At 60.0% G+C, this 20,284-nt stretch carries 14 protein-coding genes and 1 tRNA gene; 9 read left to right on the top strand and 6 right to left on the bottom strand.

All coding sequences use genetic code 11. The features are described 5' to 3' along the window. The gene (locus tag AC3RLQ_RS28285) at nt 1–303 is read left to right on the top strand and encodes a hypothetical protein (protein ID WP_493031969.1); all 303 of its coding nucleotides are present in this window, start codon (nt 1–3) and stop codon (nt 301–303) included. Nucleotides 304–309: 6 nt separating this feature from the next. Here AC3RLQ_RS28285 and AC3RLQ_RS28290 read toward each other — a convergent pair whose 3' ends face one another. After that, a complete protein-coding gene (locus AC3RLQ_RS28290; protein ID WP_493031970.1) occupies nt 310–4,011 on the bottom strand; it encodes a PVC-type heme-binding CxxCH protein in 3,702 nt (1,233 codons plus the stop codon). A gap of 297 nt (nt 4,012–4,308) precedes the next feature. Between AC3RLQ_RS28290 and araD the strand changes: the two genes are divergently transcribed. Beyond that, complete coding sequence (gene araD / locus AC3RLQ_RS28295) at nt 4,309–6,051, top strand: L-arabinonate dehydratase (protein ID WP_493031971.1); 1,743 nt, start codon at nt 4,309–4,311, stop codon at nt 6,049–6,051. A 264-nt stretch (nt 6,052–6,315) separates the two neighbouring features. On the opposite strand, the gene AC3RLQ_RS28300 is transcribed toward araD, so the two are convergent. Together AC3RLQ_RS28300 and AC3RLQ_RS28305 are read right to left on the bottom strand one after the other, a co-directional pair. Next, the gene (locus AC3RLQ_RS28300) at nt 6,316–7,320 is read right to left on the bottom strand and encodes a hypothetical protein (protein ID WP_493031972.1); all 1,005 of its coding nucleotides are present in this window, start codon (nt 7,318–7,320) and stop codon (nt 6,316–6,318) included. A gap of 274 nt (nt 7,321–7,594) precedes the next feature. Next, nucleotides 7,595–8,374 carry a hypothetical protein gene (locus AC3RLQ_RS28305; RefSeq protein ID WP_493031973.1) on the bottom strand — a complete coding sequence of 260 codons (780 nt, stop codon included), beginning with the start codon at nt 8,372–8,374 and terminating at the stop codon, nt 7,595–7,597. A gap of 483 nt (nt 8,375–8,857) precedes the next feature. Here AC3RLQ_RS28305 and AC3RLQ_RS28310 point away from each other — a divergent pair. Next, nucleotides 8,858–8,934: transfer RNA gene (locus tag AC3RLQ_RS28310), tRNA-Pro, on the top strand. Between the two features lie 36 nt (nt 8,935–8,970). Then, nucleotides 8,971–10,305, top strand: a complete 1,335-nt coding sequence (locus AC3RLQ_RS28315; protein ID WP_493031974.1) for a response regulator — start codon at nt 8,971–8,973, stop codon at nt 10,303–10,305. A 1-nt stretch (nt 10,306) separates the two neighbouring features. Here AC3RLQ_RS28315 and AC3RLQ_RS28320 read toward each other — a convergent pair whose 3' ends face one another. Further along, nucleotides 10,307–12,385, bottom strand: coding sequence for a PAS domain-containing hybrid sensor histidine kinase/response regulator (locus AC3RLQ_RS28320; RefSeq protein ID WP_493031975.1), 2,079 nt, complete (start codon nt 12,383–12,385; stop codon nt 10,307–10,309). A gap of 185 nt (nt 12,386–12,570) precedes the next feature. On the opposite strand from AC3RLQ_RS28320, the gene AC3RLQ_RS28325 reads away from it, so the two are divergent. From AC3RLQ_RS28325 to AC3RLQ_RS28335, 3 genes are read left to right on the top strand one after another with little or no spacing between them, the layout of a single operon-like run. Further along, nucleotides 12,571–13,752: a Gfo/Idh/MocA family protein gene (locus tag AC3RLQ_RS28325; protein ID WP_493031976.1), complete on the top strand. Its 1,182-nt coding sequence runs from the start codon at nt 12,571–12,573 to the stop codon at nt 13,750–13,752. Then, complete coding sequence (locus AC3RLQ_RS28330) at nt 13,749–14,957, top strand: amidohydrolase family protein (RefSeq protein ID WP_493031977.1); 1,209 nt, start codon at nt 13,749–13,751, stop codon at nt 14,955–14,957. Before AC3RLQ_RS28325 ends, AC3RLQ_RS28330 begins: the two co-directional genes overlap by 4 nt. Then, nucleotides 14,950–15,543, top strand: coding sequence for a DUF1287 domain-containing protein (locus tag AC3RLQ_RS28335; RefSeq protein WP_493031978.1), 594 nt, complete (start codon nt 14,950–14,952; stop codon nt 15,541–15,543). The genes AC3RLQ_RS28330 and AC3RLQ_RS28335 overlap by 8 nt, the downstream gene beginning before the upstream one ends. On the opposite strand, the gene recJ is transcribed toward AC3RLQ_RS28335, so the two are convergent. Further along, a complete protein-coding gene (recJ, locus tag AC3RLQ_RS28340; protein ID WP_493031979.1) occupies nt 15,531–17,261 on the bottom strand; it encodes a single-stranded-DNA-specific exonuclease RecJ in 1,731 nt (576 codons plus the stop codon). The genes AC3RLQ_RS28335 and recJ overlap by 13 nt on opposite strands. A 127-nt stretch (nt 17,262–17,388) precedes the next feature. On the opposite strand from recJ, the gene AC3RLQ_RS28345 reads away from it, so the two are divergent. Next, on the top strand, nt 17,389–17,838 hold the full coding sequence (locus tag AC3RLQ_RS28345; protein ID WP_493031980.1) for a DUF3592 domain-containing protein: 450 nt from the start codon (nt 17,389–17,391) through the stop codon (nt 17,836–17,838). A 253-nt stretch (nt 17,839–18,091) separates the two neighbouring features. Here the strand turns inward: AC3RLQ_RS28345 and AC3RLQ_RS28350 are convergent, their stop codons facing one another. Continuing rightward, nucleotides 18,092–19,525 (bottom strand): arylsulfatase, encoded by a 1,434-nt coding sequence (locus AC3RLQ_RS28350; protein ID WP_493031981.1) that lies wholly within the window; start codon nt 19,523–19,525, stop codon nt 18,092–18,094. A gap of 70 nt (nt 19,526–19,595) precedes the next feature. Here AC3RLQ_RS28350 and AC3RLQ_RS28355 point away from each other — a divergent pair, with 70 nt between their 5' ends. Next, complete coding sequence (locus AC3RLQ_RS28355) at nt 19,596–20,273, top strand: MBL fold metallo-hydrolase (RefSeq protein ID WP_493031982.1); 678 nt, start codon at nt 19,596–19,598, stop codon at nt 20,271–20,273. The last annotated feature ends 11 nt before the right edge of the window (nt 20,274–20,284 follow it).

The following is a 20,284-nucleotide window of genomic DNA, read 5'->3' on the forward strand; positions in this document are numbered from 1 at the left end:
ATGCAAACAACCACTCAACCGCAGAGAGTGCTGCCTCCCTATTCCCGCTGGTTCTTTTATTTGCTTCTCGCGGCCATCCTCACTGTGTTGAATCCTTATTTCAGCTCACCCGAGGACCGCTTTTATTCGCCCAGCATTGGAACATATCTGAAAACGCCGTCAGGCATGACTCCGACGACGATGAAGATCCATCTCGATGGTCGTACCTATGGCCAACTGGTGGCCAGTGGATGGACAGAATGGGGGCTCTTAATTGTCGGGATTGAGGCTCTCGTATTGATCATCAGACGTCTTCGAAAGTAATGGGGCTCACTCCAAGGTGATACCGCCCCAGTAGGCGAACTCCATGCTCCAGCCGTTGGCGTGGGCTTCGAGGCGGAGGGTGACTTCCTGGCCGGCGAATTTGGAGAGGTCGATTTCGACTGTTTTCCAGCGGGGTTTTTCGTGGTCGACGGTCAGCTCTTTGATCATGGTGCCGTTGACGACGGCCTTGAGGGTCCAGTCGCCGCGATCATCGGCGGCGACGGTGGCGGTGAGCTTGGTTTTGCCGGGTTCGACCTTGAGTTTGCGCTCGAAGCTGGCGGGCGTTTTTTTGTCGGGGAAGGGGTGGACGAGGAGGACGTTTTTCTGGCCGTAGTACTCACCGAGTTTGACGGGGGTGCGTTCGAAGTCGGGGGCGCTGACTTTCCATTCGGGGTTCCAGAGGCTGACGCTTTCCCAGTCGATGGCACGCGAGCTGGGGCCTTTGGGTTTGGTGGTGCCGGTGTCTTCGACGCCTTTGATGAGGAGGTCTTTTTTCTCCTTGGTGAGAGGGCCTTCTTCCGGCGGGGCGAGTACGTACCAGATGAGATCGCGGAAGGCGGTGTCGGGGAAATTGCCAAAGCCCATGGGCATGAGGCTCTGCTTGGTGTTGGTGAGGGTGGCGACTTGATCGCGCGGGACGACCTGGGTGGCTCCGCCTGCGCCAAGGAGTTTGACGTGGCTGGGGGTGTCCTCCACGACACGTCCGGCGAGGGTGCGGCCGTCTTTGGTAGTGACGGTGAAGTTTTCGTAGCCGTTGCCGATGATCTGATTGGGATCGATGACGTTGGCGAGGATGGCGTCGAGATTGCTGCGGCCGCTGCCGATGAGGTCGGGGCCGACCTTCTGGCCGCCGCCGTGGAACTCGTGGCAGACCATGCAGGTGGAGGTGAAGATGAGTTTGCCGTTGGCGAGATCGGGCTCGCCGGTGAGGCAGGCTTGCTTCTTCTGGGCGATGAGGGACTTCACGTCGTCGGAGGAATCTTTCCAAGCGCCAAGGACCTTGAAGGCGAGATCGCGAATGGCTTTGTCTTTACTGGTGGCGAGGGCGCGGCGGACGGGAACGGGGAAGCCGGTGGGGCTGACTTTGCCTTCGGCAATGGCGTTGAGCATGGCCTGGGTCCAAATGGTGCGGCCACTGAGGGCTTCGATGGCGGCGTTGTAGAGCAGGCCGCGGGCTTGAGGATCGGAGTGCGAGCCGGAGGCCTGCGCTACGGTCAGCAGCGGAGCGATGAAGTCATCGCCGCCGAGATCTGCGGCGGCGCGGATGGCGGCGACGGCGAGGGCGGTGGAGGTTTGGGGAGTGAGGAGGGGTTTGAGGCCTTCCTTCATCGTCTTTGTCCGCACCGGACGGAGTGATTGCAGGATGGCGATGCGCTCTTTCTCAGGTTTTTTTGTGTCGTGCAGCGCGCCGAGCATCTCCTTCACGGAGGTTTCATCTCCCCACAGAACTGCAAGTTTCTGGGCGTGCTGGCGCACCTCTGCGCTGGGATGCGTGAGCCAGTTCGCGAGACTGCCGGAGACATCTTTCACAGGCATGATAATGCCGCCTTCCTGGCCTTTGACCAGGCCGGCAATCGCTTCGACCAACAGGGCATCGTGCTCAATCAGCTTGTCACAAAACTCGACAGCAAGATCGAGATTCTCCGCCTTCCGCGTATCGCACATACGGCGCATGGCTTTGTGAGAGAGGATACGTGAGAGTGGCTGTGTGGAGGGGGCGGTCTCAGCAAGAACAGGGAGGTAACGGCCTGGCTGCGAAGCCACAAGCGGCTCCAAGAACATCCAAATTGCGAAGGCGATTTGTCGATCAGCCTGGGCATTTCCTATCAGCACTTTCTTCAATTCGAAAACCGCATCCAGTCTGGCGTCCAACCGATCCTTATGACCTTTGACTTCGAATTTAAATGGGCTTCTTCGATTGGTGGTCAGGTCGTGTCCGGAAGCATCGCGAAGCGCGGTGATGGAGGCAAGCCGCACGCCTGGATCGAGATCATCGGACAAATCGGTGAGGGAATCTCCTTCGCTCAAAACGAAGTCAATTTCTGTGGCATTGGCTGGAATGTTGTCCTCATCATCATGCCAGCCTCGGGATGCCCCCCACATCCGCAATGAGGTCGAACGGATGGCTGGAATATTTGAACTGTACAATTCCTTGGCAGCCTCCATTCCTGTGAGGCTTACCTTCCAGTCGTTGTCATAAATCAAGTGAGCCACTGCAAAGGCGGCTTCGACTCGCTGATGCGGAATGCCTTTCTTGTCCTTGGCGACTGCTGTGAGAGCTTTGGTTGTTTCTGGAGTCATTTGCTCCACGAGCATTCTGCGCGCCGTGCGGCGCATCCAGTTGTTGGGATGTGCGAGGGTATTTATGAGATCGTTAGTGGCGAGCTTTTTGAGGTTGAGATCGGTTTGGTCGCGGGTGGTTTTGGATTTTTCGTCTTGGACGACGACGCGCCAGATGCGGCCGCGTTCGCGGTCCACGCCTTCGGGATTGGCTTTGGCGTTTTGGTAGCAGGGGTATTTGTCGCACCAGTCCATGATCCAGAGGAAGCCATCGGGGCCGGTCTGGGTGCTGACGGGACGGAACCAGCCGTTGTTGGCGCGGAGGAAGTCGCGGCGGGGCTCGCATTTGAAAGTGGCGCCGACGGGGGTGAGGACTTCTTCGTGGATGGCGTTGTCGTGGATGTTGCCGATGAAGGCGTGGCCGTGGGTGTCTGCGGGGTAGCGGCCGCCCTGGTAGATCTGGATGCCGGCGTAGGCGGCGCGGAAGTGTTTATGTTTGACGATGCTGGGGAGGAGTTCGTAGGAATAGGGATTCTCGGGGGCTCCGCCCTGGCGGGTGTAGATGCCGCCGGGGGCCATGTGGAAGAAGTGATCAATGACGCAGGCACTGACGAAGAAGTTGCCTGCGGCGTCGTAGTCGCAGCCCCAGGGATTGCTGGTGCCGTCGGCGAAGACTTCGAATTCCCATGCTCCTTCTTTTTCGCGCGATGTGGGGCGGGCGCGGCCGATGCCGGCGTCGAACTTGAAGCCTTCTTTTTCAGGCTGGCCGGGGCGGCGGACTTTGCTGTTGGTGAAGACGCCGTGGGTCATGTAGAGCCAGCCGTCGGGACCCCAGGTGAAGCTGTTGACGAGTTCGTGCGTGTCTTCGCGACCGAAGCCGGTGAGGATGACGCGCCAGGCGTCGGGTTTGTCGTCGCCATCGTCATCGCGGAAGTGAATGAGGTGGGGCTGCTGGCCGACGTAGATGCCGTTGTCGCCACAGATGATGGCGCTGGCGAGGTTGAGGCCTTCGACGAAGACGGTGCGCTTGTCGGCGGTGCCGTCGTTGTCGGTGTCTTCGAGGATGATGACGCGATCGCGGGGGATCTTGTCGCCGAGTTTCGGCATGGGGTGATATTTGTCGTCCTTGGCCACGCCGCCAAAGGGGCGCTGGTTTTCCGGGAGGGGCGTGCCTTCGGGGTATTCGTAGGCTTCGACGATCCAGAGACGGCCGCGGTGGTCCCAGGTCATGGCGACGGGATTCTGGACCATGGGTTCGTGGGCGAAGCAGCGGACCTCGTAGCCATCTGGCACGGACATTTTGGCGCGGGCTTCTTCAGGCGTGGGGCAGACGGTGGAGGCGGCTGCACGTTCGCCTTCGAGCTCTTTGCCTGCGGCAAGGAGATTGAGGGTGAGAAGGCAGAGAGAGAGGGAAAGCAGCGGGCGCATGGTGGGTGCTTGGTTGTAGCAGAAGCTACGGAGAAAGGACAAGAGCGATGTCGGACGTGATTTGGGTGGAATCGGACGCATGGGCTGATTTTGCAGGAGAGCGATGGGGACGTTCGAATTTTGCCGCAGAGGAGCGGAGAGGCAGAGGGGGCAGAGTTTTTTTAACCACGGAATACACTGAATACACGGAACCGGAATGGAGGTGAGGCTGGAGGAGGGGCGGGAAAGTGCGAGGACGATTTGACCGGGAGAAATCCAGCCTGTTAATGCACGCGAATCTTGTTATTCCTTTTACCGATGGCTTCTGAAAACACTCTTACTCGCAAAACTCCTGAACAACTTCGCTCCTGGCGCTGGTATGGCCGTGATGAATTGAGATCCTTTGGTCATCGCTCGCGGGCGAAGCAGGCGGGGTGGGGGAGCGAGGACATCGTAGGCAAGCCGGTGATCGGGATTTTGAACACGTGGAGCGATCTGAACTCCTGCCACATGCATTTGCGGCTGACGGCGGATGCGGTGAAACGTGGGATTTTGCAGGCGGGCGGGCATCCGATGGAAGTTCCGGTGATGTCTGCGGGGGAGATGCTGACGAAGCCGACGGCGATGTTTCACCGCAATTTTTTGGCGATGGAGACGGAGGAAATGCTGCGGGCGAATCCGATCGATGGAGCGGTGCTGCTGGGTGGCTGTGACAAGTCCACGCCGGGGCTGCTCATGGGGGCGTTCAGCATGGACATCCCGGTGATCTACATGCCCTGCGGGCCGATGATCAAGGGCAACTGGCGCGGAGACACGCTGGGCAGCGGCAGCGACGTGTGGAAGTACTGGGATGAGAAGCGTGCGGGCAATCTGAGCTGGGAGCAGTGGTGCGAGATCGAGGACGGCATCGCGCGCAGTCCGGGGCATTGCATGACGATGGGCACGGCGAGCACGCTGACCGCTTTGGCGGAGACGCTGGGCCTGTGCATTCCGGGGGCGTCTTCGATTCCTGCTGTGGACAGCGCGCACACGCGCATCGCGGCGGCGGCTGGCAGGCAGATCGTGGAGAACGTGTGGCTGGACCGCAAGCCGTCGGGCATCGTGAGCGAGCGCTCGTTTGAAAATGCCATTGCAGTGGACATGGCTCTGGGTGGCAGCACGAATGCGATCGTGCATCTGGTGGCGATGGCGGGACGGCTGGGCATCAAGCTGCCGCTGGAGAAGTTTGACGAGATCAGCCGCAAAATTCCGCTGCTGGCGAACATGCGGCCTGCGGGCAAGTATTTGATGGAGGAGTTCTTCCTGGCGGGTGGTCTGCGTGCGCTGCTCAATGGCATGCGCGAGCTGCTGCACACGGATGTGCCGACGATCACGGGCAAGACGCTGGGTGAAGACATTGAGGATGCGATCATTCACAATGACGATGTGATCCGCACACCGGCCAATGCGCTGCAGCCGGATGGTGGCACGGCGATCCTGCGTGGCAATCTTTGCCCGGATGGTGCGGTGATCAAACATGCGGCGGCCACGAAGGAGCTGTGCACGCACACCGGACCTGCGCTGGTGTTTGACAGCTATGCCGAGCTCAAAAAGAACATCGATGACATGGATCTGGATGTGACGAAGGACAGTGTCTTGATTCTGCGCAATGCGGGGCCTGTGGGTGCGCCGGGGATGCCGGAGTGGGGACAGCTGCCGATTCCGAAGAAGCTGATCATGCAGGGCATCCGTGACATGGTGCGCCTGAGCGACTGCCGCATGAGCGGCACGAGCTACGGGGCGTGCGTACTGCACATCGCGCCGGAAAGCGCTGTGGGTGGACCGCTGGCACTGGTGAAGACGGGAGACCTCATTGAGCTGGATGTGCCGAACCGGAAACTGCATCTGCATGTGAGTGATGCGGAGCTGGAGGAACGCCGTGCTTCCTGGAAACCTGCGCCAGCGCGATACCATCGCGGCTATGCAAAGCTCTATGTGGAGCATGTGACGCAGGCGGATCAGGGGGCTGACTTTGACTTCCTGCAATACGGACCTGCGGTGCCGGAGCCGGACATCTTTTAGGAAGGGGGCAGGGCGTTTTGGGGCTGCCCATCGAAGATGATGTGTGGGTGCGCTGGCTTGATCCGAGGTCTCGGGTGTATTCACACGTTGATGGTCATCGCCACACCTAACCTACGGAGGGTGTGTTCACGCGCTGATGGTTCGGTGAGGGTGGGATTGTTGAAATGCGCGCGAAGCGGCCTCGCATTGAGGCACAAAAAAACCTCCCGGCTTGCGCCGGGAGGTTAACCTTGAAGGGTTGAATCGTTCAGAGAACGATCTGAATTAGAAGCGGACGCTGAGGGTCACGCCGTAATAAACAACGCTCTGGAAAGCGGTGGCAGGACCACCGGGAACGCCAGGGAAGGGTGCATAGGGGTTCGTAGCGGAATGAGCCATGTTCTTCATCGGGCCCATTGGCAGGTTGAAAGCCACATAAGGGGTGAGGGTCGCACGGCTGTTGAGCTTGATTGGGAAATCAACGCCAACGTTGAGAGCGGTCCAGCCGCTGATGCCGCCCTGAGCAGCGCTCTGGCCGAAGAGACCGCCGCCACCGTAGAGGTTGCGGGAAGCCTGGGTCCAGCCAGCATTGTAGTTCAGGCCATAGCCCAGACCAGCGTGTGGGACGATGCTGAGGGCATCGGTCACGGCGATGGTGGACTTGGCGGTGAGGTCGAAGTACCAGCCGCCGTTGACGAGGTCATAGTTCGCGCTCGAAGCCAGATTGATCGGGCCGAGGTTGGTGTTGACGCCAAGAGTGAGCTGCTGGATGTCGTTCATGCCGTAGCCACCCGTGGTGAATGGAATCTGATTGGCACCGCTGCCATTGGCCAAGGAGCCCATGTTGTGGATGTAGCTGTAGCCGAAGCTCACTGCGGCAGGACCGAAGTCATGCGAGATGGCTGCACCCAGCTGAAGGCGCTGGAAGGAAGCGGTGTTGCTGATGCCGACGCCCTGCAGGCCATTGGGGGAGAAGTGGTCCTGATCACCTGCGAGGGAGCCGTAGTTCACGTCCCAGAGGAGGGAGGTGCTGCCAGCGCCGTCTTCGGCGGCACCGCCGACGAGGGGGATTGCGCCATTGAGGCCGGCACGCACCCAATGCTGACCGTAGTTGATGCCACGCCAGACATAGTTGGAGTCGTAGCCGATGGAGGCGATGATACCGAGGTCATCGTTCACCGGAGCGGGAGCGATTGGGTTTTTAGGAGCGGGTGCGGAGGGTCCGGCCACAACGGGAGTGGCGGCCAGAGCCAAGAATCCCAGCGTTTTCAGCAATGCGTTCAATTTCATAGTCTGAGCAGTTTTTTAGGTTTTTGGGGTTTGAGGTCAGACACTCGCAAGAGATGGAACAAAAACAGGAGGTTTGATTCCACGCATGTGAGCCGTTCAAAGGGTTTGCTAGCAGGTGCAGTAATTACGGGAAAGCATTTTCCCTCACCTGATAGGATGCTCAGGGGCGCGCCTGATCCCATCCACATGCCCGAGCAACAGACATAAAAAAACCTCCCGGCTTGCGCCGGGAGGTTAACCTTGAAGGGTTGAGTCGTTCAGAGAACGACAGGTATTAGAAGCGGACGCTGAGGGTCACGCCGCCGTAAAGCACGGTGCTGCAAGCATTGTCAGGAGAACCGTTGAGTGGCAGGTTCTGGATGCCGCTCATAGGGATGTTCACTGCGATGTAGGGGGTCAGGGTTGCGCGGCTGTTAAGCTTGATCGGAACCTGGATGCCGGTGGTGACCGCCGTGAAGTTGGAGGTGTTGTTACGGCCCCATGTGCTGGTCACGCCCGTGTTGCGAGCGAACTGCCAGTTCATGTTGTGACCATAGCCGATGGTGGCGTAAGGGACAACGCTGATGGCGTCCGTGAGCGTGATGGTTGAGCTCGCGCTGAGATCAACATACCAGTAGTCGTTCACGAAGTCATAGTTCGCGCTGGAGGAGAGATTGATCGGGCCGAGAGCCGTGGATGCACCAAGGCTGACTTCCTGACCGTCATTCATTCCACCGAGAGTGCCCAACACGCCCATGTTGCGGTAGTAGCGATAGCCGAGGCTCAGAGAGGCCGGACCAAAGTCATGGGAGACAGCAGTGCCAAGCTGAAGGCGCTGATAGGAGGCATTGCCGGCACCGCCAGGCATGAAATGATCCTGGTCGCCTGCAAAGCTGCCGTACTGCGCATCCCAGAGGAGGGAGGTGCTGCCAGCGCCGTCTTCAGCTGCACCGCCGACGAGGAGGATGGAGCCATTGAGGCCGGCACGGACCCAATGCTGTCCGAAGTTCAGACCGCGCCACACGTAGTTGGTGTCGTAGCCGAGGGAGGCGGTGATGCCCAGGTCATCGTTCACGGGAGGAGCGATGTATGGGTTTTTTGGATTCTTAGCAGGGGCGGATGTTCCGGCCACAACGGGAGTGGCGGCCAGTGCCAAGAACCCCAGCGTTTTCAGCAATGCGTTCAATTTCATAGTCTGATCAGGTTGGTATTAGGTTGGTTGGGTTGAGGTCGGACACTCGCATGGATTGTACCAAAACATGTGTTTCGGTGCAAAGTACGTGAGCCGTTCAGCATTTAAGATAGCGCGTCTATGGCCGCTGCAAAGCCTTTTCGCATGATCTTGAACTAAGCATTCCTTGAGTGCATTGCCTATCAAGTCTCGGCCGGGGGGATTGACTTGGAGTTTCGTTATTCATCCTGGTGCGATCCTTCTGTGCCCGGAAGGCGGGCCATTTTCCAGCTTGCGCGCACCCCTTGTGAGGCTACAAATCCTTTCCCGCCCACTGGATGGCAGCAATGCCCAAGGTGGAGCCGCAAGAGTCAGAAATGACAAAGGCGGGCTGTGGCTCAGCCTGGTAGAGCGCTTCGTTCGGGACGAAGAGGTCGTGGGTTCGAATCCCGCCAGCCCGACCAATGCTCCTGCGCGTATTTGAGAGATAGAGGCAAGATATGGCGATCCCAACCCCACCCAAAAAAATTCTGCTCGCAGAAGATGTGCGTGCGCTTTCCATGCGGCTGTCGCATGCACTTGAAACGCATGGCTATGAGGTGTGCGTGGCGGAAGACGGGGAGGAGTGCCTGGAACAGATGGAGGTATTCAAGCCCGACCTGCTGGTGCTGGACCTGATCATGCCGAAAATGAACGGGCTGGAGGTGCTGCGGCACCTGCGGGCGCAGCAGTCCACGCAGCACATGCCGGTGATTGTCTGCACGGCGAAGGATTACTCGACCGAACTTAAACACATCCAGCAGACCGGGCCGGTGGATGTGCTCATCAAGCCGTTCGACCCCGAGCTGCTGCTGGAGAAACTGAGGCAGTATTTTCATGAAGCCGCGACGACGAAGGGGATCACGCACCGTGATCACCTGCCTGTGTCTGCGGAGCAGTATGCGCCGGTGCTGGACACCAAGCGTCCGCATGTGAAGCTCTGGGGCACGCGGGGTTCGATCCCTGTGTGCGGAGCGCGCTATGCGCAGCATGGGGGCAACACCACGTGCTTTGAATACAACACCGGGAAGGAGCGCATCCTGTTTGATGCGGGCTCCGGACTGCGGGATGCAGGGCAGTCGTTCCTGGCTGGCGGGCCGTGTCACATCCACCTGTTCATCACGCACACGCACTGGGATCACATCCAAGGTTTCCCCTTTTTCACGCCGATCTACGTGCCGGGCTTTGAAATCACGGTTTACGGCGAGCGCGGTTTTGGCAAAAACATCGAGTCACTCCTCTGCGGCCAGATGGACCGTGATTATTTCCCGATTCAGCGGGAAGATCTGCGGGCTAAAATCAACTTCGTGTTTCTCGACGATGCACCGGTGAAAATCGGCGACGTGACAGTGACGCGTGAATTCACGCAGCATCCCGGGGCGACGGTGGGATTCAAAGTGACGCATGACGGCTGGAGCGTGGCGTTTGTGCCCGACAATGAATTTCTTCAGGGCTACACGGGTTCCCCCGTCCTGCTGACGCGCGATTCAAACCTCGTGGTGCCCTATGAGCCGATGCTGGCCTTCCTCGACGGAGTGGATTTGCTGGTGCATGAGGCGCAGTATTTGCCTACGGACTACCCGAAACGGATCGGATGGGGGCATTCCAATCTGGCCACGGCCTGTGCGCTGACCAAGCTGGTGGGTGCTAAAAAGTGGATCGTGGTGCATCACGACCCGGACCACGATGATGCTGCGCTGCAGGCCAAGCTTAATTTGACGCGCCAGATTTTGAAGGAAGTCGGGCATCCGATCCATCTGGTGCACGGCTACGATGGCATGGCGGAGTACCGCTGATTCAAATACCGGGCTCGAAAGCAGCGAGCAGGGCCTCGCCGAGCAGGGCGCATTCCTTTTTCAACTGATCAAGCATGAGCTGAGCGCCCTTCAAATCTCCGGCGTGGGCGTATTCGCAGAGTTCGGAGGAGATTGTGAGCGCCTTTTTGGCGGAATAAACGCCAAGCATGCCCTTGAGCGAGTGTGCGGCCTCATAGGCTTGAGTGGCTTTGCCTGCTGCGAGCGCTTTCTCAGCTTTGCGCAGGTATTTTTGCGCATCTTCAGAGAAGATGGACACGAGCTTGCGCATGAGTTTTTCATCGCCGGTGGATTCACGAAACTCGGCAAGGTCGAAGGGAGGTGTCTCGATCTGCGGGCGGGGTGCGGGTGCAGGAGATGCCGGGGCTGGCTGGGGTGTGGCCGACCGTGGAGCGAACTGCTCCACGATCTGGAACAACTCAGCTGAGCGCAGGGGTTTGGCGATGTAATCATCCATGCCTGCCGCGAGGCAGCGCTCGCGGTCGCCTTTCATGGCATTGGCCGTCATGGCGATGATGGGGACATGCCTGCCGGTGGCCTTTTCGGCCTGACGAATTTTGGCGGTGGCTTCGTAGCCATTGATGCCGGGCATGTGAACATCCATCAAGATGGCGTCGAAGGCCTCCTTTTCACAGCGGTCAATGGCCTCCCTGCCGTTGGAAGCGAGGGTGACGACGTGGCCGCGTTTCTCCAGCATGCGTGCCCCGACGAGCTGGCTGACGTGGCCGTCCTCGGCGATGAGCACCTTCATGGAAGCATGAGCGGTGACCACAGGTTTGAAGCGTGGGGACTTGGGCTTGATCGAAATGCCGCTGGTGCGGCCAAAGGAAGCGGTGAAGTGGAAGGTGCTGCCGGTGCCGGGCTGGCTCTCCACCCAGATGCGGCCGTGCATGAGTGCAACGAGATCATGGCAGATGGCGAGGCCGAGGCCGGTGCCGCCGTAGCGCCGGGAGGTGGACTGCTCCGCCTGGGTGAAGGCCTCAAAGATGCTTTCCCGCATGTCTGCGGCGATGCCGATGCCGGTGTCATTGATCTTGAAATGCAGAGTGACCATGTCGGCAGTCTGAGATTCCAAGCTGACCTCGATGGTGACGCCGCCCTTGTGGGTGAACTTGATGGCATTGCCGATAAGATTGACCAGGATCTGCCGGAGGCGGCCGTCATCGCCAATCAGACGCAGGGGGACATCCGGGCTGATGTGATGGAGGAACACCAGCCGCTTTTGAAACGCGCGGATGCCCATGGCCTGCGAGATCTCGGTGACGACTTCGTTCAGATCAAACTCGTGCGCGTCCAGCTCCATGCGGCCGGCCTCGATTTTGGAGAAGTCGAGGATGTCGTTGAGAAGCTCCAGCAGGGAGTCTGCGGAAAGCTTGAGCATTTCCAGGTATTCGCGCTGGGTTTCGTTGAGGTCCGTGCCGAGCAGCAGTTCGCTCATGCCGATGACGCCATTCATCGGGGTGCGGATTTCATGGCTCATGTTCGCCAGGAAGGCGCTTTTGGCGCTGTTGGCGGACTCGGCGGCCCGGCGGGCCTGACGCAGCTCTTCCTCGTCATGCTTGCGCTCGGTCACATCCGTGTGTGATCCGGCCATGCGGTAGGGCGTGCCATTTTCATCACGCAAGGCGCGGCCGCGGGCGAGGATCCAGCGCCAGCTGCCGTCCTTGTGGCGGAAGCGGAACTCCACGGAGTAACGCGGAATGCGGCCTGCCAGGTAATCATTCAGGGTGGCCATCACGCGGTCGTGATCTTCGGGATGCAGATGAGATTCGAAGGTGGCGAAGACGTTTGCGAGCTCATCGTCTTCATAGCCGATCATGCTTTTCCACGGCGGGGAGAAAAACACTTTGCCGGTGCGGATGTCCCAGTCCCAGATGCCGTCATTGGTGCCACGCACGGCCAGAGCAAAGCGCTCTTCGCTTTCCGCCATTTCGCGCACCGCCTCTGCGGGGGCATCGGGCAGGCGCAGGCGGCAGGCATGCAGCATGCCTGCCAGTTCGCGAATACGCTGCTTCAACTCCGGCACGGAGTCGCCAGCGGCATGCACTTGGGTCTCTGACATGGGGGGTGGAAATGTCCTCTGCGCGGTTGGGGAGCGGACGCGGTGGGATGAATAGACACAATTTGCCACAAACAAACTCAAAAGGTGGCTTCAGAATCGCAAAGTATGACCCGCCGGGGCTGCGAAATAGTTCCAAATGCATCTGATTGCGTGTTTGGACATGCTGGTGACGTTCATGAATCCGCATGAACCGCCGCCATCTTCTCGTCTCCCTGCCTGCTGTTTTCGCTGCTTCCAGCTTTGCTGCTGCGGCTGATTCCAAACTTCGCGTTGCCGTCATTGGTCATACGGGGCGTGGTAACTATGGCCACGGACTCGATACGATGTGGCTCAAAATTCCCGCCGTCGAGATCGTGGCTGTGGCGGATGCGGACGACAAGGGGCTCAAGGGTGAGCTGAAGAAGCTGGCTGTGAGCAAGGGCTTTGCCGACTACCGCGCCATGCTCAGCGAGGTGAAGCCGGATATCGTCGCCATCGGTCCGCGCCACATTGACCAGCATCGGGACATGCTGCTGGCGGCGATCCAGGCGGGGGCGCGTGGCATCTACATTGAAAAACCCTTTTGCCGCAGTCTGGCGGAAGCGGACGAAATCATCGCCGCTGCGGAGAAGGCGGGGACGAAGATCGCCATCGCGCATCGCAACCGGTACCATCCGGTGCTGCCGGTGATTGCGAAACTGATCCAGGAGGGTGTGATCGGCCGGGTGCTGGAAATGCGGGGGCGGGGCAAGGAGGATACGCGTGGTGGCTCGCTGGATCTCTGGGTGCTGGGCACGCATCTTTTCAACCTTGGCACCTACTTCGGCGGAGCCCCGCAGGCATGCAGCGCCACCGTGCTGAAGGATGGCAAGCCGATCACGAAGGCGGATGTGAAGGAGGGGGATGAAGGCATCGGTGCGCTCGCGGGCAACGAGGTGCATGCGAGGTTTGAGCTGGCGAATGGCATTCCCATGTTCTTTGACTCGGTGCAAAGTGCCGGCACGAAAGAGGCGGGCTTTGGCCTGCAGATCATCGGGACGAAGGGCATCATCGATTTCCGCATCGACAAGGAGCCGGTGGCCCACATCTGCCTCGGCAGTCCGTTCAATCCCGCCGTCAAAGAGCCGCGCCAGTGGCAGCCCATCACCACGGGTGGGGTTAACAAGCCCGAACCTATCGCCAATCTTGGGGCTCAGGTGGCCAGCCATGAAACCGCGGGGCTGGATCTGATCGCCGCGATCCGAGACAATCGTGCACCGCTGATCGATGCGAAGCAGGGACGTGAGACGATTGAGATGGTGAGCGCCATCTTTGAATCGCAGCGGCTGAATGGTCAGCGGGTGACGTTTCCGCTGAAGACTCGCGTCAATCCGCTCACGCTGCTATGAAAACGCCGCCTGCACCAGCGTTGCTCATTCAAAACGGCACGCTCATCCTGCCGGACAGGTTGATCGAGGATGGAGCCGTGCTGTGTGAACGCGGCAGGATCAAGGCCGTGGGCAAGGGCATCGCTGCGCCTAAGAACGCGGTCGTGATGGATGCCAATCGTGGCTACATCAGCCCGGGGTTCATCGACATTCATGTGCATGGCGGTGCAGGGGCTGATTTCATGGACGGCACCGTTCCTGCAGTGCGCACGGCCCTGAAGGTGCATGCGCGGCATGGCACCACGTCGATCTTTCCCACGACCACGACGGGGGCGCCGGTGCAGATCATGGCCATGCTGGGAGCGTGCCGAGAGGCGCAGCGAAGCTGGGAGCCGGGGCATGGATCACGCATTGCCGGGGTGCATTTGTATGGTCCATATTTTGCGCCGGACAAGGTGGGGTGCCACTCACGTGAAGGGCGGCGTGCGCCGGATGCGGAGGAGTATGCGCGGTGGTTTCGGGATGATCTGGTGCGGATCGCCACGTGTGCGGCGGAGCTTCCGGGTGCGGAGGCGTTTTACCAGATGGCGCGCAAGAAGCGCTGCCTGATCACCTGCGGGCATTCGAATGCCAACTGGGCGGAGATGGCGAAGGCCTTCAAGGCGGGGATGCGGCATGTGGATCATTTTTGGTGTGCGATGAGCTCGGTGGCCTCCCTGCGCACCCGATTTGGCACGCCGATGCAGGCGAGCATGGAGCAGTTCGTCCTCGCCACGGCGGAAATGAGCACGGAGGTCATTGCTGACGGCATGCACCTGGCGCCGGAGCTGCTGGATTTCGCCTTCCGCATGAAAGGCGCGCAGCGGCTGTGCCTGGTGACTGACTGCAACCGTGCCATGGACATGCCGCCGGGGCGCTACCGGTTTGGATCGGAGGATGACGGCTCGTTTTTTGAGAGCGATGGCCGGGTGGGATTCGTGCCGGGAGAGGGGCTGGCGAGTTCCGTGATGGGGCTGGACCATATGGTGAGGCATATGAAGAAGAGCACCTCGGCCTCGCTGCCGGATGCGGTGCGCATGGCGAGCCTGACGCCGGCGGAGCGGACCGGGATGGGTAAAACGTGTGGAAGTCTGGAGAAGGGGAAGCTGGCGGATGTGCTGGTGCTCAACCGGAGGCTGGAAGTTCAACGGACGTTCATTGGCGGTGTCGAAGTGGGGCATGAATAACCTCTTTCGCCGCGGCATCCTTTTTTTGGCCTGTGTCCTGGCATGCAGGGCGCAAACTGTTGCGCCGAACTTTGCTGAGCGGCTGGTGAAGGCGGCTCTGGAGCGCGTGCAGCACACGGTGCGCTATGAGCCTGCCTATGTGGTGCTGGACTATCCGAATGGCGATGTGCCTGCCGACACGGGTGTGTGCACGGATGAAGTCATCCGCAGCTACCGGGTGCTGGGGATCGATCTGCAAAAGCTGGTGCATGAGGACATGAAGCGCGCGTTTGGTGCGTATCCGAAGACTTGGGGGCTGAGCTCAACGGACAAAAACATTGATCACCGCCGTGTGCCGAACTTGCAGACCTTCTTCAAGAGGCGTGGGGCGGCCCTGCCGGTGACGCAGAAGGCGGATGATTATCTGCCGGGGGATCTGATCACCTGCACGGTTGCGGGCAGGCTGCCGCACATTGCGATTGTGGTGCCAGCGGCGGATGGGAGTGCGACGCCCTGGATCGTGCACAACATCGGACAGGGACCCAAGCATGAGAGCCGGCTGTTTGAGTTTCCGATCACCGGGCACTACCGGTTTCACCCACGCTGAACGGATTCAGCAGTGCGCACCGCCTCAAGCGTGAGCTGCCACTGCTCCGTGCCACGAAACCAGCCGCGCTGGATACGCATGGCGACATCCCACGGGGCGGGAGGGAGATTGCCGATGGGTGCATTGAACCAGCGTGCCTCCATGGAGGCACCTTCCTGGGTGAGGATGATGCGCAGGTGCTTTTCCTTCATCGTGCGACCTGGAAGCTTGGGTTTCACATTGCGGCAGAGAAACAACGGCTCGGGGTTTTTTTGGCCGAAGGGCTCGAGGAGCTTGTAGCTTTCGAAGAAGCTCAGCGAGAGGTCGCGCAGCTTGACCTCGGCGTCGAGTTCCAGCAGGGCGGTCATGGCTTCCTTGCTCAGGGCGTCGCGTGCGGCCACCTGAAACGCCGCACGGAAGGAGTCGATCTTGTCTTCGTGGACGGAAATGCCGGCAGCCATCGCGTGGCCACCACCACCAAGCAGGTGGTCGCGGCAGATGTCGATGGCTTCGACGAGCGAAAAGCCCGGTATGCTGCGTCCGCTGCCTTTGCCGATGCCATCTTCGTTGATGGACACGAGGATCGTGGGGCGGTGGCACAGCCGCGAGATGCGCGAGGCCACAATGCCGATCACTCCCGGATGCCATTTGCGGGAGGCCAGCACGATGGCGGAAACCTTGTCGATTTCGCCGATGTTGGCGAGCATGGCCTCGGCTTCGAGGTGCACCTGCTGCTCCACGTTTTGACGGTCCTTGTTGTGGGCTTCGAGCAGTTCAGCCAGTGCGGCGCCTTTGGTGGCGTCTGTCGCGAGGAGCAACTGCAGGGCGGTGGCGGCGGTGTCGAGCCGGCCCGCTGCATTCAAGCGGGGGCCGAGGCGGAAGCCGACGTGATGGGTCTGCACGAGGCCTTCCACACCGGCGATCTGCTTCAAGGCTTTCAGGCCATGGCGGGTCGTCTGTGCCAGTGCTTCGAGACCGCGCCGCACCAGCAGGCGGTTTTCATCAATGAGCGGGACGAGATCTGCCACGGTGCCGAGTGCCACGAGATCGAGCGTTTCCTTCAGATCGTAGCTTGCGATCATGCGCGTCTTCAGCAGGGCGTGCGAGACTTTGAACACAAGACCGGCGGTGCAGAAGTAGTGGTAGTCTTTGCCGAGCTTTGGATTCACCAGCGCGAGGCAGTCTGGGCGACCCTGCGGGGAGAGTTCGTGGTGGTCGATGATGACGCAGTCCACGCCGTCTGCGCGCAGTTTGGCGACTTCTTTCAAGGAGGTGGTGCCGCAATCGAGCGCGATGAACAGGTCCGGTTTGCCAAACTGTTCGTAGCATTTGGCGATGCCATCGAGACTCAGACCGTAGCCTTCCTCCATGCGCGTGGGGAGGAAGAGATGCGTTTCGAGGCCATAGGCCTTCAAGATGAGATGCATCAGTGCCATCGACGTGACGCCATCCACATCGTAGTCACCATAAAGCACGACGCTTTGTTTTTCATCGACCGCGCGCAGAATGCGAGCGACGGCGGGAATCATTTCAGGCAGAACGGTGGGATCGCCGAGGGTGGCGAGCTTTGGCACGAGGAAGTCGCGCGCGAGTTCCACGGAGGTGAGGCCGCGCTGCACGAGAAGCTGCGCCATGAGCGGAGACAGCCCCATGTCTGCCGCCAGCTCGGCAGCGCCCTCCACGGCGGGCTTCAGCAGCCAGCGTGGCGGACGTATCGAAATGGGAGCAGGTTCAGACATGTGGAATATTTGCGAGATGAATACATCTCTGTATGGAACACGCGTGAAGCGTAGTCAAAGCCTGCTTCCCTAACGCATGTCGCAGAATCAATTTGCATCTCAATCAGGCCGCTTGTGGCTTTGCACGATGGGTTTGTTCCTCATCGTGGCAGGATCGTTCTTTGCGTGGCGGATGTGGTTGTCATATGAGAAGGCGCAGATCACGCGGCAGTGGTCGCAGGTTCCATGCCGTATCCTCTCCTCCCGCATCGTGAGCGAGAGGCCGACGCCGCACTCAGATCCCGCGCACCGGGTGGAGGTGCGCTACGAATATGAGGTGAAGGGTGTGAAACACAGCAGCATGCGCATTCGTCAGGTGGAGGCCGCGCCGACGCTGCATTTCGATGATGCGGTGCAGAAGCAGCAGCAGTACCCGACGGGATCGAGTCAGACATGCTTTGTGAATCCGGCGGCTCCGGATGAGGCCGTGCTGCAGCATGGCTCGCGTGCAGCGCTCTATTCCATCTGGTTTCCGCTGCTGTTTGTGCTGGGGGGCTGTGGCATGCTGCGGGGGGCACTGAAGAGGGCCGGGCAGTAGAGGGACATGAAGGGAGCTTGTGTGAAGGCCTTGGGCGTGCGCGGACACAGTCTCCTGCAGCGGAGTGGCGGACGGACGCTGCTGGAGAAGACGGCGTGTGAAGAAGGCGCTGGGTTGGCTTCCCGGAAGGATGCGGCTGTACCAGGGTAGCCTCGCTGATGCTCGGCAACCCTTCGCTATGATACGGAAGGCCGTTGGCCTTCAAGACGAGGTGGTCAGTCTATTGCGAACGTCTCAACAATGTCACAGAGCTTTACGGCGCACGGTATGAGGCCTGCATGAGCTTTTCCAGTTCAGCGACGATCTCGGGCTTCTCCGCAGCGAGATTCTTTTCTTCGCCGATGTCTGTTTCAAGATTGTAGAGGAGTTTTTCGAGGGGTTTGGATTTGGCCTTGGCTTTGGCGTTTTTGGGTGCAGCGCCAGTGTTGAGGTAGATCAGTTTCCAGGGCCACTTCAGCACGGCGAGTTTGCCGCCCTGTTCATCGAAAGCCCAGTAGAGGTGCGAGTGCTGCTGCTGGCCTGGTTTGCCGAGGAGGGTGGGCGCGAAGGAAATGCCGTCGGTTTCGGCGGTGACTTTCGCACCGCTGAGTTCTGCCACGGTGGGCAGGAGATCCTGGAAGCCGCTGACATGCTCGCTCACTGCGCCTGCTTTGACCTTGCCGGGCCACCAGGCGATGAAGGGCTCGCGGATGCCGCCGTCGGTCATGTCGCGTTTGATGCCTTTGAAGTCGCCGTTGCTGTTGAAGAAGTCGCTTTGATGGCCGCCTTCCTGATGGGGGCCGTTGTCGCTGGAGAACATGACGAGGGTGTTCTCTGCGAGGCCGAGTTCTTTGAGCCGTGATAACACTTTGCCGACCTCGTTGTCGAGGAAGCGGATGAACTGGGCGAAGCCTTTCTCGGCATCGGGCCAGTCTTTGTCTTTGAATTCGCCGTAGTCGGGGGATTCCATGCCATGACCCAAGGGCGAGTTCTTGCCAGCTTCGTTGTTGGCGTGGGGGATGTTGAAGGCGTAGTAGAGGAAGAAGGGTTCCTTGGCCTTGGCGCGCTCGCCGAGGTAGCGCTGGACGTCGTCGGCGAGGAGCTGTGGGACCCAAGACTTGCGGCCGTCCAGCGGGGCCACACCGGTGCCGACGAGATCGCTGTCGGAATAATCATGCGCATCCTTGAATGAGCCGGGGATGACGGTGTTCGGGAGGTCCACGATCTTGCCGTTTCGAACGAGGGCCTTGGTGTAGAAGTTGTGCGCGTGGCTGGTGCCGACGTAGCCGAAGGATTCATCGAAACCTTTTCGCTGGGGATCGTCCAGCGGGAGCGGCTTGCCGAGGCCGTATTTGCCGATGCAGGCGGTGTGATAGCCGGCGGACTTCAGCACCTTGGGCAGGGTGAGGTCTTCGTCTGGGATGTGACCTTCGCCATTGCCGCGCACGCGGCAGTGGCCGGTGTGAAGGCCGGTCATCAGCACGCAGCGGGATGGCGCGCAGACGGTGCAGCCCGCGTACATGCGGGTGAACTTCATGCCCTCGGAGGCCATTTTGTCGAGGTGCGGCGTGGTGAGGGTTTTTTGACCGAAGCAGCCGGCGTCGCCGTAGCCCATGTCATCGGCCAGGATGAAGATGATGTTCGGCTTGTCCGCCGCGCGTGCGAAGGTGCCGAGGAGAAGCAAGGTGAGGATGAAAAGCGACTTCATGAGTCCCATCAAACGCAGGAACTCGCGGGTTGCTTCAGGAAAAGAGGCTCTCTAGCGTGGATGAATCTGCATGCCGCCTGATCTGCTCATTGTCCGCACGTTCATCGTGCAGTTTTTCGTCCTGCGGGATGGGGAGGGACTTTATCTCATCGACACTGGCTTTATCGGTGGGCGGCAGGCATTGCATGCGGCCTTGGTGGCGCGTGGTTGGGAGACGCTGCCGATTCGTGGCATCCTGCTCACTCATGGGCATCTGGATCATGTGAGGAATGCTCCTGCTCTGGCTGCACAGCATGCTGCGTGGATTGCGGGACCTGAGCGCGATCTGGAACATTATGAGGGGCGTGCGCGCTACACCGGGCTCGGGCGTGCCGCTGGTGTGGCTGAATGGGCGGGGCGTCGGCTGCTGCTTCAGCCTTCGTTTAAACCGGATCGTTTGCTCAAGGATGGTGATGAACTTTCAATCTGGGGCGGTCTTCGTGTGGTGGCGCTGCCCGGGCATACGCATGGACACTGCGGCTACTACTCCGCCAAGCACAGGCTGCTTTTCAGCGGGGATTTGTTTGCCACCTTTGGTTTCGGACCGCAGATCGCTCCCGTTTATCTCAATCAAGACAATGTGGAGGCACGTCGCAGCATTCATCGTGCGTTGGAGCTGCCGCTTGATGGTGTCCTTCCGTGTCATGCCGATGGGGCACCGCCGGAGAGGCAGTTGGAATACTTGCGGAAGCTGGCGCAGGGATGTTGAATCGTGCCACC

Source organism: Prosthecobacter sp. GW821-HT29F12 (genome assembly GCF_058803405.1).

Bases quoted from the DNA above. Each gene is read 5' to 3' on its own strand.
- AC3RLQ_RS28285 (WP_493031969.1), top strand. From the start codon at position 1: ATGCAAACAACCACTCAACCGCAGAGAGTGCTGCCTCCCTATTCCCGC.
- AC3RLQ_RS28290 (WP_493031970.1), bottom strand. From the start codon at position 4,011: ATGCGCCCGCTGCTTTCCCTCTCTCTCTGCCTTCTCACCCTCAATCTC.
- araD (WP_493031971.1), top strand. From the start codon at position 4,309: ATGGCTTCTGAAAACACTCTTACTCGCAAAACTCCTGAACAACTTCGC.
- AC3RLQ_RS28300 (WP_493031972.1), bottom strand. From the start codon at position 7,320: ATGAAATTGAACGCATTGCTGAAAACGCTGGGATTCTTGGCTCTGGCC.
- AC3RLQ_RS28315 (WP_493031974.1), top strand. From the start codon at position 8,971: ATGGCGATCCCAACCCCACCCAAAAAAATTCTGCTCGCAGAAGATGTG.
- AC3RLQ_RS28320 (WP_493031975.1), bottom strand. From the start codon at position 12,385: ATGTCAGAGACCCAAGTGCATGCCGCTGGCGACTCCGTGCCGGAGTTG.
- AC3RLQ_RS28325 (WP_493031976.1), top strand. From the start codon at position 12,571: ATGAACCGCCGCCATCTTCTCGTCTCCCTGCCTGCTGTTTTCGCTGCT.
- AC3RLQ_RS28330 (WP_493031977.1), top strand. From the start codon at position 13,749: ATGAAAACGCCGCCTGCACCAGCGTTGCTCATTCAAAACGGCACGCTC.
- AC3RLQ_RS28335 (WP_493031978.1), top strand. From the start codon at position 14,950: ATGAATAACCTCTTTCGCCGCGGCATCCTTTTTTTGGCCTGTGTCCTG.
- recJ (WP_493031979.1), bottom strand. From the start codon at position 17,261: ATGTCTGAACCTGCTCCCATTTCGATACGTCCGCCACGCTGGCTGCTG.
- AC3RLQ_RS28345 (WP_493031980.1), top strand. From the start codon at position 17,389: ATGGGTTTGTTCCTCATCGTGGCAGGATCGTTCTTTGCGTGGCGGATG.
- AC3RLQ_RS28350 (WP_493031981.1), bottom strand. From the start codon at position 19,525: ATGAAGTCGCTTTTCATCCTCACCTTGCTTCTCCTCGGCACCTTCGCA.
- AC3RLQ_RS28355 (WP_493031982.1), top strand. From the start codon at position 19,596: ATGCCGCCTGATCTGCTCATTGTCCGCACGTTCATCGTGCAGTTTTTC.